Origin of the sequence: Acinetobacter sp. AM (genome assembly GCF_003105055.1) — a bacterium.
In the GTDB taxonomy this organism is placed as follows: Bacteria; Pseudomonadota; Gammaproteobacteria; order Pseudomonadales; family Moraxellaceae; genus Acinetobacter; species Acinetobacter tibetensis.
On the sequence record NZ_QETG01000014.1, the window covers coordinates 31,860 to 45,800 of the forward strand.

Genomic DNA, 13,941 nt, shown 5'->3' on the forward strand with positions numbered 1-13,941 from the left:
ATATAAAAATTTATATCCCAGAAAATAACAAGGTATAGGTTTTTAGAAATTTCATAATTGAATGAGGATGTAACACATGAAAATAGGTGTCTTTTGCCCAATCGGTAACAATGGCTGGTTACTTTCTGAAAATGCACCACAGTACATGCCGAGCTTTGAACTCAACAAAAAAATTGTACAACGTGCTGAGCATTATGGTTTCGATTTTGCCTTGTCCATGATCAAACTACGTGGTTTTGGTGGCAAAACCGAATTTTGGGATCACAACTTAGAAACCTTCACACTTATGGCAGGCTTAGCTGCGGTTACCAGCAAAATTAAAATTTATGCAACCGCAGCAACTTTGGTGATGCCACCTGCAATTGTTGCACGTATGGCTTCGACTATTGACTCCATTTCAAATGGTCGTTTTGGCTTAAATGTCGTGACTGGCTGGCAAGCGCCTGAATATACGCAAATGGGCATGTGGCCAGGTGATGAGTATTTTGGTAAGCGCTATGACTATTTATCTGAATATGTGCAAGTTCTTCGTGAACTGTGGGCTACAGGCAAATCTGATTTCAAAGGTGAACATTTTGAAATGCAAGATTGTCGTGTCAGCCCAACACCACAAGCGGATATGAAAATTATCTGTGCAGGTCAATCGGATACAGGACTCGCATTTTCTGCGCAATATGCAGATTACAACTTTGTCTTTGGTCAAGGTTTAAACACACCAACCGCTTATGCAGAAATCAATGATCGCCTAAAAGCACATACGGATAAAACAGGACGTGATGTTCAAACTTATGTGTTGTTTATGGTGATTGCTGCTGAAACTGATGAAGAAGCATTTGCAAAATGGCAAAGCTATAACGATGGCGCAGATATGGAAGCGATTAACTGGTTGATGAATCAAGGCGGCAAAGACACCACTTCAGGAACCGATACCAATATTCGCCAAATGGCATCGAGCGTATCTCCCGTCAATATCAACATGGGCACCTTGGTCGGTTCTTATGAAAAAGTCGCAGCCATGTTGGATGAAATTGGTGAAATTAAAGGTACGGAGGGCATTTTATTAACCTTTGATGATTTCGTTCAGGGCGTCGAAGATTTTGGTCAAAAAATTCAACCGCTTATGCAGTGCCGTCAACATGTTGTGATGGATCTGGCGGAACAAGTACCTGTCACAGTTTTGGAGAAATCAGCATGAGCCAAGTCAATACACATACAATTATCAGCGATTTTACCGAAGCCACAGGTCAAGGCAAAACCTTAAAAGCAGAACCTGAAAATATTCAGTTTGCACCTGAGCAAACGGCATTAATTGTGATTGACATGCAGAATGCTTATACCTCGATTGGTGGCTATTTGGATTTAGCGGGTTTTGATGTTTCTGCGACCCAACCTGTGGTGCAGAACATTAAAAAGGCGGTCGAAGCAGCACATGCAGCCCATATTCAGGTGATTTACTTTAAAAATGGCTGGGATAATCAATATGTAGAAGCAGGGGGGCGCGGTTCACCAAATTTTCATAAATCTAATGCACTTAAAACTATGCGTAAACAACCCGAGCTACAAGGCAAATTACTGGCAAAAGGCGGTTGGGATTTTGAACTGATCGATGAATTACAACCCTTAGCGCAAGACATTGTCATTGAAAAACCTCGTTACAGCGGTTTCTTTAATACTGCATTAGACAGCATGTTACGTGCCCGTGGTATTCGTAATTTAGTCTTTGTTGGCATTGCGACCAATGTTTGCGTGGAATCGACCTTACGAGATGGCTTTTTCCTCGAATACTTCGGGGTGGCATTAAAAGATGCGTGTTATCAGGCGGGTTCAGCAGAAATTCAAGCTGCAAGCCTCTACAACATCAAAACCTTCTTTGGCTGGGTGTCCGATACGCAAAGTTTTGTCGACACTTTTGTTCCCAATACCAACCCACTTGCAAAATCTGCCTAATACGGAGCGATCACGATGCCGAAACAAGTCATTATTCCAGCAGGAACATCAAAACCTTTAGCACCCTATGTTCCAGCCACCAAGGCAGACAATATTGTGTATGTCTCAGGCACATTGGCTTTTGATGAAAATAACAATGTGGTTCATGTCGGAGATGCAGCAGCACAGACCCGACATATTTTAGAAACCATTCAATCAGTATTGAAAGAAGCAGGTGGAAGTCTGGAAGATGTGACCTTCAACCATGTTTTTGTCAAAGATTGGGCGGATTATGCCGCGATTAATCAAGTCTATGCCGAGTATTTCCCGGGAGATAAACCTGCACGTTACTGCATTCAGGCTGGTTTGGTGAAGCCTGATGCCCTCGTTGAAATAGCCAGTGTTGCCCATGTCGCTACTGCTTAGGTAGTAGCGAGATCAGCCCCGACAGGAGAACAAACATGAATGCAGAATTACTCAAAAGTTTAATCAAAGAAGAATGTTTAGAAAAAATCTATAACACGCAAAAAACCACACATATTGAAGTCGATCAGAAAGCATTCCGCGAAGGCATGTCAAATCTGGGCGCTGCGGTGAATGTGATTACTACTTCTGGACCCGCAGGTGTTGCAGGTTTTACCGCCTCGGCTGTGTGTAGTGTGACAGATACACCACCGACGTTGTTGGTATGTCTCAATCGTTCTGCATCTGTATTTGAGACTTTTAAGACCAATAAAGTGTTATGTGTGAACACTTTAGCTTCACATCAGATGACACTTTCCAATATTTTTGGTGGCAAAACGCCAATGCCTGAACGCTTTGCTGCGGGTCAGTGGGAAACGCTGGCTACTCAAGCGCCTGTTTTACAGGATGCCTTGATTAGTTTTGACTGTGAAATTGTGCAAAGCATGAGTGTGGGGAGTCATGATGTTTTGTTCTGTCAGGTCAAAGCGATTCAACACAATCAGGGCTTAAATGCGTTGATGTATTTTAACCGTGCTTATTGTGAACCACACCGTATGTGCTAAAGACCAAACCCTATAAGAAGGAGGGGAAACCCATGCAAGAAAAACAATCGTGGTTTCCAAAATTTAAGCCTTACCAAGGTGACTTAGATACAACACCTGTTCAAATTGATGAATATCTCCCAGTCTGTCGCAGTATCGTTCTAGGCTTGCAGCATGCTTTTGCCATGTTTGGAGCAACGGTACTGGCACCGTTGCTGATGGGCTTCGATCCTAATTTAACCATCTTCATTACAGGGATAGGCACGATTTTATTCTTCCTGATGACGGGTGGTCGTATGCCAAGTTATCTGGGCTCAAGTTTCGCCTTTATTGGGGCAGTCGCGGCCGCAACAGGTTACGCAGGTGCAGGTTCAAATCCGAACATCGCTTTAGCCCTTGGGGGAACAATTGCTTGTGGTCTGGTGTATGCAGGTATTGGTCTTGTGGTGATGAAGACGGGAACAGGTTGGATCGAAAAGTTGATGCCGCCGATTGTCACAGGTGCCATTGTCATGATCATTGGTTTGAACCTTGCACCCATTACCATTAAAAGTGTATCTACCAATACATTCGATACGTGGATGGCAGTGATTACCATTGTCTGTATTAGTGCTGTTGCAGTGTTTACTCGCGGCATGGTGCGTCGTTTGTTGTTACTGATTGGGCTGTGTTCTGCTTATTTTGTATACTTCTTGCTTGCGAATGTCATGGGTTGGGGTAAACCGATTGATTTCTCAATCATTGGCAATGCTGCATGGTTTGGATTACCGACGTTCCATACTCCTGTATTCAATGCAAATGCCATGTTACTGATTGCACCTGTCGCGATTATTTTAGTGGCGGAAAATTTAGGACATTTCAAAGCAGTTTCAGCCATGACAGGGAAAAACCTGTCGCCGTATATGGGCCGCGCATTTTTCGCAGACGGTGTGTGTACTTCTTTATCCGCTTCGGTTGGTGGTACAGGTATGACCACCTATGCAGAAAATATTGGCGTAATGGCAGTCACCAAAGTCTATTCAACCACCATTTTTGTAGTCGCAGGGATCTTCGCTATTTTACTTGGTTTATCACCAAAATTTGGTGCCGTGATTAGCACCATTCCAGTCGCATTGTTAGGTGGAGCATCCATCGTCGTATTTGGCTTGATTACCGTCGCTGGAGCAAAAATCTGGGTCGATAACAAAGTTGATTTTACCCAAAACAGCACCTTAATTATTGCAGCCGTGAGTTTAATTATGGGCGCAGGCAACTTCAGTTTACACATTGGATCATTTGACTTGGGCGGTATTGGTACCGCAACACTAGCTGCGATTTTACTCAACCTATTTTTAAACCGTGGTGAAGAGACTGTAGCAAAAGTTCAAAGTGTGGAAAGTGAAGCGAACAACAGCGTTGTGCAAGGTTCTTAATGAACCTGAATGGAGAGATCAATTGAGTCAAAGTATTGCTTTTATTGGATTAGGTGCGATGGGTTGGCATATGGCTTCCCATCTTCCCAAGCTCGGTTTACCCGTGTATGTCTGGAACCGTACAGTTGAAAAAGCCGTTCTACATGCACAGCAGTTTGGTACACAGGCTGTGAGTTTGGAACAAGCCGTACAAGCCGATTTTATTATTTCCTGTTTGCCAACCAGTGCAGATGTTGAACAACTGATTGCTGAATTTCCACCCAAAACGGGCAGTATCTGGATTGACTGTACCAGTGGTGTGCCAGATTCAGCACGCAAGTTATCTCAGCAGCTTGGGCAAAATCAGGTTGCTTATTTAGATGCACCTGTATCAGGTCAAACGATTGGCGCGGAACGGGGAATCTTAACCGTGATGTTGGGTGGAGATGAACAAGCTTATCAGCGTGCTTTACCGATCATTTCTGCATTTGCTGGCTTGGTTGAATATGTTGGATCTAGTGGTTCAGGGTTTGCGGTAAAAGCCGTAAATAATGTTCTGATGGCCACCCATTTGTGGGCTTTGGCGGAGGGACTGACCATTCTGAAGCAGCGACAGGTTGATGTTTCAGCGGCATTGAATTGTATTAATCATTCAAGTGGTAAAAGTACGGTGTCTGATTCGATCATGGCGCAAAAGGTATTGAACCGTAGTTTTCCTAAAACCTTTGCCTTGAATTTATTACAAAAGGATATTGGCATTGGCTTAGATTTAGCACAACAACAGGATTCAAACGTGCCAATTTTTGAAAGTATTCAAGCGTTGTTTAAGGAGATTCCAACAGCGCAAGCCGAGCAGATGGATTTCACCGCGGCTGTGTCTGTACTCGAACAATGGAACCAAACGATATTAGAAGCCTAAAGTTGCAATGGCATAGGGAAATGCCGAAATCTAGATCTTCACGAAGAAGGTTTTTAAAACGAAATCTACAGAAAATGCTCAGTGTCATCTGTATTTCAGCAAAATTGGTTGTATCATGATTCTGTTATAAATAGTCAATAAACTTAGGGATATAACATGAGTACTGATTCAGCCTTTCCAACACCAAATAATTTAGGTATCGCAGTTTATAGTAACAATGCCGAAGCGATTGGTAATACACCATTAGTACGTATTAATCGTGTCATTTCGGGTGGTGCAAATGTATTTGCCAAAGTTGAAAGCCGAAACCCTGCTTTTTCAGTGAAATGTCGTATTGGTGCGGCACTGATTGCCGATGCAGAAAAACGTGGCGCGTTAAAAGCAGGTATGCATATTGTAGAACCGACCAGTGGTAATACAGGAATTGCTTTAGCGTTTGTTGCTGCGGCAAAAGGCTATGAGATTACTTTAACCATGCCAGCAAGCATGAGTATTGAACGTCGTAAAGTGTTAAAAGCATTGGGTGCAAACTTGGTATTGACTGAGCCAGCGAAAGGAATGAAAGGTGCTGTAGATGAAGCAGTACGTTTAGCCACTGAGCAACCTGAACATTATTTCCTTCCACAACAATTTGAAAATCCAGCCAATCCACAAATTCATGAAGACACGACAGGCCCTGAAATTTGGGCAGCGACCAACGGTCAGGTCGATATTTTAGTGGCAGGTGTAGGTACAGGTGGCACAATTTCAGGGATTTCACGTTTCTTTGAAAAAGTGAAAAACCAGCCAATTTACTCAGTTGCAGTAGAACCTGCTGAATCTGCAATTATTGGACAAACCAAGCGTGGTGAAACTATCACACCAGCGCCACATAAAATCCAAGGGATTGGGGCAAACTTTATTCCAAAGAATTTGGACCTCGATTTGGTGGATGAAGTTATTGCGATTACTAGCCAAGATGCAATTGACTGGGCGCGTAAAACTGCAACTCAAGAAGGAATTTTAGTGGGTATTTCTAGCGGTGCAGCGATGGCAGCGGCAGCACAGTTGGCAGCGCGTCCTGAAAATGCAGGCAAGAACATTGTGGTGATTTTACCTGATAGCGGTGAACGCTATTTATCTTCAGTTCTGTTTGAAGATATTTCTGCTGATTAAGTTGGTTTGATCTGTATAAAACGTAAATCAGCCGCTGAATAAGCGGCTGATTTATAATATTATATTTGTTAAGCACAACGCGTTTGCATATAGGCATTGGCATAATTCGAGGGATTTTTTCGGTCTAAACGTTGACTGATATTTTGACTGGCTTGCATCAGCGCATCAACATGAATCCCTGTTTCAAAACCCATGCCATTGAGTAAATACAATAAATCTTCGGTACTGACATTCCCTGAAGCGCCTTTGGCATAAGGACAGCCGCCTAACCCTGCAATTGAAGAGTCAAAAACACGAATGCCTTGTTCTAAGGATTGGTAAATATTGGCAATGGCCATGCCGTAGGTGTTGTGGAAATGTCCTGCTATGAATTGAGCATCTAATTCGCTTAAACAAGCTTCCCACATGTTTTTGACACGGTTGGGAGTGGCTGTACCAATGGTTTCACCCAAAGAGACTTCATAACAGCCCATATCAAATAAACGGGTTACAACTTTGCTGACTTGTTTCGGGTCAATTGCACCTTCATAAGGGCAATCAACCACACAAGACACATAGCCACGGACTTTGATGTCATGTTCTTTGGCTGCTTTTAGAATATCGGCAAATTTTTCAAAGCTTTCATCAATTGAACAATTAATGTTTTTTTGCGTGAAGCTTTCAGAAGCTGCGGTAAAAACCGCAACCTCTTTACAACCGACAGCCAAAGCAGATTCAAAACCTTTCATGTTTGGGGTGAGCAAACTGAATTGGACATTCGGGTCTTTTGGCAATTGAGCATAGAGTTCATCACTCAATGCCATTTGCGGCACCCATTTGGGTGACACACAAGAACCGACTTCAATGGCTTTAAGTCCCGTTTGCATTAAATCCAGAATCAGTTGTTTCCGATCTTGAAGGGTGAGTGAGGTTTTCTCATTCTGCAACCCGTCACGTGGACCGACTTCGACAATTTTTACAAATTCAGTCATGCCACTTCCTCTGCTAAAGCCTGAAATTCCACCAGTTCATCACCTGCTTTGACTTGATCACCAGGCTGGAAGTAGGCTGAAGTAATTACACCATCGCGTGGAGCACGAATGGCATATTCAATTTTCATGGCTTCTAAAGTGAGTAAGATGTCATCCTTTTTCACTTGTGAATTGGCTTCTACCAAAACTTGGGTAATCACGCCCGGCATTGGTGCTTTTAGATTGCCCTCATTTTGTTGAGTATCGTCATGACCATAGTTTGGACGGATATAAGCAAATTTATGCGTTTGCCCATTTTCGAAAACAGTTAAATGGTCTGCATCAATGCTAAATGCCAATTTTGATTGTTTGCCATTCAGATTGAGTTGAGCTGAATGAGCATCAAACAGTTGCCCCTGAATTGGATATTCTTGACCTTGATAGGTCGCGATAAAACCGTTATCAATAGCGCTAAAATGGACTTCAATAGCTTGTTGATTCAGTTGCAATTTTATGCCGTATTGAGTCTTCACATTGACACGCCAAAGCGGTGATGATGACCAAACAGGATTTGCATTTCGCTGCTGATGAAAACGCTTCAATAGTTCAATAAATGCCGCTGATACAATGGTTTCGGATGAAGCAACTTCCGCATTCATTAAAAACGCATCTTCACGTTGAATCAGATTAGTATCCAGTTTGGCATTTTTAAATGAATCACAGCGAATGATACGGTCCAAGAATGCAATATTATTGCCTAAGCCTTCGACATGAAACTGACCTAAAGCATGGTGCATTTGGACCAATGCTGCTTCACGGTTTTCGCCCCAAACAATTAACTTGGCAATCATTGGGTCGTAGAACGTGGTAATTTCATCGCCTTCAACAATTCCGCTATCCACACGGACATGCTGATTTTGATTTGGATAATGTAAATAACTAATTTGACCAATCGCAGGAAGGAAGCCTTTTTCAGGTTCTTCTGCATAAACCCGCGCTTCAATTGCATGGCCATGAATTTGTAATTCATGTTGTTGCTTCGGTAATGGCTCGCCATAAGCCACGCGGAGTTGCCACTCGACCAAGTCTTGTCCTGTAATCATTTCAGTCACAGGATGTTCTACTTGTAGGCGAGTATTCATTTCCATGAAATACGCTGTACCATCTTGTTCTACAATAAACTCAACCGTACCTGCACCAACATAATCCACTGCACGTGCAGCATCAATTGCAGCTTGACGCATCGCCTCTAGTTTATGCTGTGGCATCAATGGCGCAGGTGCTTCTTCCAGTACTTTTTGGTGGCGACGTTGCACTGAACAATCACGTTCGAATAGGTGCACATAATTACCGTGGGTATCACCAAAAACTTGCACTTCAATATGGCGTGGTTGTATCACATAGCGTTCAATTAACACGTCATCATTGGCGAAGCTTGATTTGGCTTCACTCTTACAAGAAGCAAGGGAACTTAAGAAGTCAGCTTCACGTTCAACCAAACGCATCCCTTTACCGCCACCGCCTGCGCTGGCTTTAATTAACACTGGATAGCCAATTTGGTCTGCTTGCTGTTTTAGGAAAGCTGCATCTTGATTGGTGCCATGATAACCCGGAGTTAAGGGCACACCCGCTTTTTCCATAAGTGCTTTAGAGGTTGCTTTTAGACCCATAGCTAAAATGGCAGAAACAGGAGGACCAATAAAGGTAATGTTATTTTTTTCACAAGCTTCTGCAAACTGGTCATTTTCAGACAAAAAGCCATAACCTGGATGAATTGCTTGTGCGCCTGTAGTTAGAGCCGCTTGAATAATACGGTCAATCTGTAAATAGCTTTGAGAAGCAGGGGATTCACCAATATAAATGGCTTCGTCTGCTTGTTTGACATGTTGTGATTGAGCATCGGCATCTGAATAGACGGCAACTGTCGCAATGCCCATTTTTTTCGCAGTGCGAATAACACGACAGGCAATTTCACCACGGTTTGCAATTAGAATTTTTTCAAACATTGTTCTGTCCTTATTATCGTTATGCCGTTGCCTTAATCCAAGCTGGGCTATGTTTGTTTAAAAAAGCATTCAGTCCATTTTTTGCTTCTTCACCTTGACGCACATGGGCAATATGTTGCGCGGTTTTAAGCAATAGGCTTTCATCGACACTTTGTTGATTCACCATTTGAATCAGTTGTTTCGACGCAGCTTGTGCTTCAGGTCCACCTAATAATAAGGCTTGTATCATGTCATCAATTTTGGCATCCAGTAATTCAGGTGTGGTCACTTCATGGACTAAACCAATTTGTAGCGCTTGCTCAGCCGTAATACGTTCAGCCGTGAGAAAGTAACGTGAAGCCTGACGTGCACCAATCGCACGAATCACATACGGACTAATGGTTGAGGGTGCCAACCCCAAACGAACTTCTGACGTTGCAAATTTTGCATCTGTACTGGCTACACAAATATCACAAGCAGAAGCAAGTCCCATACCTCCACCAAAGGCAATACCTTGTACACGCGCAATGGTTGGCTGTTTTAAAGTTGCTAAGCTTTGCAGCATTTTCGCAAGTTTTAACGCATCTGCTTCATTGTCTGCTTGAGAGGCTTGTCCTGCTTGTTTCATCCAGTTTAAGTCAGCACCAGCAGAAAAGCTTTTACCACGACCCGCCAAAACCACTACGCGAATATCATGACGTTCATTCAACTGTTGAAAGCAGTGATGTAGTTCCTCAATCACTGTCGTGTTGAACGCATTATGAAGTTCAGCGCGATTGATCCAAACCGTTGCTACTTGCTGTTGCTGTTCGAGTTGTAAAAATTGATAGTCCATTTTTCACCCCTTACATGCGGAACACGCCGAACTTGGTTGGTTGAATTGGCGCCGTCAGTGCCGCAGCCAAACTTAAACCCAACACTTGACGAGACTGAGCCGGGTCAATTACGCCATCATCCCATAAACGTGCAGAAGAGTAATATGGATGACCTTGATGTTCGTATTGATCACGAATGGGTTGTTTGAATTCATCTTCTGCATCGGCAGACCAAGATTCACCTTTTTGTTCAATTTGGTCACGTTTGATGGTCGAGAGTACACTCGCTGCTTGTTCACCCCCCATCACCGAAATCCGTGAATTTGGCCAAGTCCACAAGAAACGTGGCGAATAAGCACGACCACACATACCGTAGTTTCCAGCCCCAAATGATCCACCAATAATCAAAGTCAGCTTAGGCACATTGGCTGTAGCAACTGCCATGACCAGTTTGGCACCGTGTTTAGCAATCCCTTCATTTTCGTACTGACGTCCGACCATAAAGCCTGTGATATTTTGTAAGAACAATAATGGAATATTGCGTTGTACACAGAGCTCGATAAAGTGCGCGCCTTTTTGCGCTGACTCAGAGAATAGAATCCCGTTGTTGGCAATAATTCCGACAGGCATACCGTAAATTTTGGCAAAGCCCGTAATTAACGTTGTTCCAAAACGTGCTTTAAATTCGTCTAAACGCGAACCATCGACGATTCGGGCAATAATTTCACGAACATCAAAAGGCTTACGGGTATCACTTGGCACAATGCCATAAAGTTCTTCGGCAGGGAAAAGTGGTTCTTCAATTCCTTCTGCTGTTTTATTCGGTTGAATATTTAAATTCGCTACAATATTTCGCGCAATCTGAAGGGCATGTTCGTCATTCTCGGCCAAATGGTCAGCGACCCCAGAAAGGCGAGTATGCACGTCGCCACCACCAAGGTCTTCACTGCTGACCACTTCACCTGTCGCAGCTTTTACTAATGGTGGGCCACCCAAGAAAATGGTGCCTTGGTTACGCACAATAATGGTTTCATCCGACATGGCAGGAACGTAAGCACCACCTGCGGTACAACTGCCCATTACCACTGCAATTTGAGCGATACCTAAGCTCGACATACGGGCTTGGTTATAGAAAATACGCCCAAAGTGATCGCGGTCTGGAAACACTTCATCTTGCATGGGTAAATATGCACCGCCTGAATCCACCAAGTAAATGCAAGGTAAGCGGTTTTGTTCTGCAATTTCTTGTGCACGTAAATGCTTTTTCACCGTCAGTGGATAATAAGTTCCGCCTTTTACCGTTGCATCATTAGCAACGATCATGCAGGTGACACCATTCACTTGACCAATCCCAGCAACTACGCCCGCAGCAGGTACATCATCGGCATAGACTTTATGTGCCGCCAATTGTCCAATTTCAAGGAAAGCGGTTCCTGCATCAATCAGTTGATCAATACGGTCACGGGCTAACAATTTGCCACGAGCAATATGTTTTTGGCGCGCGCTTTCACCACCACCTAAGGCAATTTTTTGGCTGATTTGTTTTAAATCTTGAACAAGATTTAACATCGTTGCCTGATTGTTTTTAAATTCTTCACTGCGGCTGTTAATTTTGCTTTGCAGTTGATTTAAATCTGTAGTTCCGCCAGCAAAAGTGATGTTCTGATTGGTTTGTTTTGGCATTTGCACCAGATTCAACTCTTCATGACCGCTTTGCATTTGGGTTTGTAATTGATTCATATAAACTTCCTTGTATAAAGTGAGCCAGAAGCGTTAAGCCGTTTCGTTAAATAATTCACGACCGATTAACATACGGCGTATTTCAGAAGTTCCTGCACCAATTTCATAAAGTTTTGCATCACGCCACAAACGACCTGCTGCAAACTCGTTGATATAGCCATTACCACCCAATGCTTGAATGGTTTCACCTGCCATCCACGTTGCTTTTTCAGCAGCATAAAGAATGGCACTGGCAGCATCTTTTCGTAAGCTACGGCTATGTTCAGCTTTGTCGCATTCAGCACCCACCGCATACACAAGCGCTTTACAAGCTAACCAAGTTGAATACATATCGGCAATTTTGCCTTGCATGAGCTGGAACTCACCAAGTGCTTGTCCAAACTGTTTACGATCATGAATATAAGGAATTACGGTATCCATGCAGGCATCCATAATGCCTAGAGGGCCAGCACTGAGTACCGCACGTTCATAATCCAGACCGCTCATAAGCACTTTTACGCCATTTCCCACACCGCCGAGTACATTTTCTTTTGGCACTTTAACGTTGTCGAAAAACAATGGATACGTATTTGAACCGCGCATCCCCAATTTATCGAGATGGTTCCCATGGCTGAAACCTGGCATATCTTTTTCAACCAAGAATGCCGTCATGCCTTTAACGCCTGCTTGTAAATCAGTTTTGGCATAAACCACCAAGACATCGGCATCACCACCATTGGTAATCCACATCTTTGAGCCATTTAATAGGTAATGATCGCCTTGTTCTTCTGCTTTTAATTTCATGCTGACCACATCAGAACCTGCATTTGGTTCAGACATTGCCAATGCACCTACAAATTCACCAGAAATAAGTTTAGGCAAATAACGTTGTTTTTGTTCTTCATTACCATTTCGCTTAATTTGGTTCACACATAGGTTAGAATGTGCTCCGTAAGATAATCCTATAGCGGCAGATGCGCGTGAGATTTCTTGCATAACAATAATATGCGCTAAATAACCGAGGTTAGAACCACCATACTCTTCGCTTACTGTTAAACCATGTAAGCCCATGTCACCCATTTTCTTCCAAAGGTGTGCAGGGAATACATTGTCACGATCCACTTGTTGAGCAATTGGTGCTATTTCTTTTGCACAAAATGCAGCAACTGAATCACGCAGTGCGATCAAAGTTTCATCTAAACCGAAACTTAAGGTTTGTAGACTAAGTTGTAATGGAACGTGTGCGTTCATGCTGTTCATCCTGAGGTTATATTTGTTGTCCAATAAGCATTGTTGTTGTGCTTGTAGTTTTACAATACATCTATTTTTTAAAAAAGTGAACTAAAATTCACAAAATGATTTACAATTCATTTTATCTGGATGAGAATAAGATTATGAGTTATAAAAGATCGACATTGATGCAAGAGCGAATGGAACAAAATCGACAGTCGATTTTGCAATCTGCGCGAGAACTTATTGCTCAAGGGGGATTTAAAGATGCCCAAATTCAAGCGATTGCGGAACGTGCAGGCGTTTCTAGTGGCTTGGTTTATCGCTATTTTGATAATAAAAGTGAAGTCTTAATTGAAGTGTTGTCTGAAGCGATTCAGCATGAAATTCATATTTTGAATACGATTGCGAGCAGTGAAGGGTTAACAGCACAACAAAAATTACATAAGGCTGTCACGACCTTTGTTAAGCGGGCACTCAACAGTCCTCAACTGTCGTATTCACTCATGTTCGAACCTGTAGATCCAATTGTTGAGCATGAGCGTTTTCGCAGTAAACAGTTAATTAAACAAACGATTAACGAGATTCTTGCCGAAGGGAAAGTCAATGGTGAGTTCGGTTTTGAAGATTTAAATACGGTGGCGTTATGCATTGTCGGAAGCATGACTTTTGTCGTAATTGAACCTTTAAATCCATCTCGTAATGTCATGTTTGATCAAAACTACAAAGATTACTTTGTGAAACAGGTTGCAGACTTTTGTGTACAAGCTGTGCAATTACAGGATCGTAATTAAATAGTCTTATATGCAAAGGAGGGAAATCCGTACAAAGTAATCTCTGTGAT

At 42.8% G+C, this 13,941-nt stretch carries 13 protein-coding genes; 8 read left to right on the forward strand and 5 right to left on the reverse strand.

The features are described from left to right. The first annotated feature begins 76 nt into the window (after window positions 1-76). The 7 genes from rutA (at window position 77) to cysK (ending at window position 6,398) form a co-directional block, all read left to right on the forward strand. Window positions 77-1,195: a pyrimidine utilization protein A gene (gene rutA / locus DCO44_RS09080; RefSeq protein WP_116761174.1), complete on the forward strand. Its 1,119-nt coding sequence runs from the start codon at window positions 77-79 to the stop codon at window positions 1,193-1,195. Then, complete coding sequence (gene rutB, locus DCO44_RS09085; RefSeq protein WP_116761176.1) at window positions 1,192-1,947, forward strand: pyrimidine utilization protein B; 756 nt, start codon at window positions 1,192-1,194, stop codon at window positions 1,945-1,947. The genes rutA and rutB overlap by 4 nt, the downstream gene beginning before the upstream one ends. Before the next feature lie 15 nt (window positions 1,948-1,962). Continuing rightward, window positions 1,963-2,352 carry a pyrimidine utilization protein C gene (rutC, locus tag DCO44_RS09090; protein ID WP_116761178.1) on the forward strand — a complete coding sequence of 130 codons (390 nt, stop codon included), beginning with the start codon at window positions 1,963-1,965 and terminating at the stop codon, window positions 2,350-2,352. Between the two features lie 35 nt (window positions 2,353-2,387). After that, entirely contained in the window at window positions 2,388-2,954 is a 567-nt protein-coding gene (rutF, locus tag DCO44_RS09095) for an NADH-dependent FMN reductase RutF (protein ID WP_116761180.1), read from the forward strand. Window positions 2,955-2,986: 32 nt separating this feature from the next. Continuing rightward, window positions 2,987-4,345: a pyrimidine utilization transport protein G gene (gene rutG, locus DCO44_RS09100; RefSeq protein ID WP_116761182.1), complete on the forward strand. Its 1,359-nt coding sequence runs from the start codon at window positions 2,987-2,989 to the stop codon at window positions 4,343-4,345. 58 nt (window positions 4,346-4,403) lie between these two features. Then, window positions 4,404-5,243, forward strand: a complete 840-nt coding sequence (locus DCO44_RS09105; protein ID WP_416224526.1) for an NAD(P)-dependent oxidoreductase — start codon at window positions 4,404-4,406, stop codon at window positions 5,241-5,243. A gap of 156 nt (window positions 5,244-5,399) precedes the next feature. Then, on the forward strand, window positions 5,400-6,398 hold the full coding sequence (gene cysK / locus DCO44_RS09110) for a cysteine synthase A (RefSeq protein ID WP_116761186.1): 999 nt from the start codon (window positions 5,400-5,402) through the stop codon (window positions 6,396-6,398). Window positions 6,399-6,466: 68 nt separating this feature from the next. On the opposite strand, the gene DCO44_RS09115 is transcribed toward cysK, so the two are convergent. From DCO44_RS09115 to DCO44_RS09135, 5 genes are all read right to left on the reverse strand, one after another. Continuing rightward, a complete protein-coding gene (locus DCO44_RS09115) occupies window positions 6,467-7,369 on the reverse strand; it encodes a hydroxymethylglutaryl-CoA lyase (RefSeq protein ID WP_116761188.1) in 903 nt (300 codons plus the stop codon). Next, window positions 7,366-9,354 carry an acetyl-CoA carboxylase biotin carboxylase subunit gene (locus DCO44_RS09120; protein WP_116761190.1) on the reverse strand — a complete coding sequence of 663 codons (1,989 nt, stop codon included), beginning with the start codon at window positions 9,352-9,354 and terminating at the stop codon, window positions 7,366-7,368. The genes DCO44_RS09115 and DCO44_RS09120 overlap by 4 nt, the downstream gene beginning before the upstream one ends. A 19-nt stretch (window positions 9,355-9,373) precedes the next feature. After that, window positions 9,374-10,168, reverse strand: coding sequence for an enoyl-CoA hydratase/isomerase family protein (locus DCO44_RS09125; protein ID WP_116761192.1), 795 nt, complete (start codon window positions 10,166-10,168; stop codon window positions 9,374-9,376). Window positions 10,169-10,178: 10 nt separating this feature from the next. Then, window positions 10,179-11,831 (reverse strand): carboxyl transferase domain-containing protein, encoded by a 1,653-nt coding sequence (locus DCO44_RS09130; protein WP_116761271.1) that lies wholly within the window; start codon window positions 11,829-11,831, stop codon window positions 10,179-10,181. A gap of 90 nt (window positions 11,832-11,921) precedes the next feature. Next, complete coding sequence (locus tag DCO44_RS09135; RefSeq protein WP_116761194.1) at window positions 11,922-13,118, reverse strand: isovaleryl-CoA dehydrogenase; 1,197 nt, start codon at window positions 13,116-13,118, stop codon at window positions 11,922-11,924. A gap of 143 nt (window positions 13,119-13,261) precedes the next feature. Between DCO44_RS09135 and DCO44_RS09140 the strand changes: the two genes are divergently transcribed. Further along, window positions 13,262-13,891 carry a TetR/AcrR family transcriptional regulator gene (locus DCO44_RS09140; RefSeq protein ID WP_016168030.1) on the forward strand — a complete coding sequence of 210 codons (630 nt, stop codon included), beginning with the start codon at window positions 13,262-13,264 and terminating at the stop codon, window positions 13,889-13,891. Window positions 13,892-13,941: the final 50 nt, after the last annotated feature.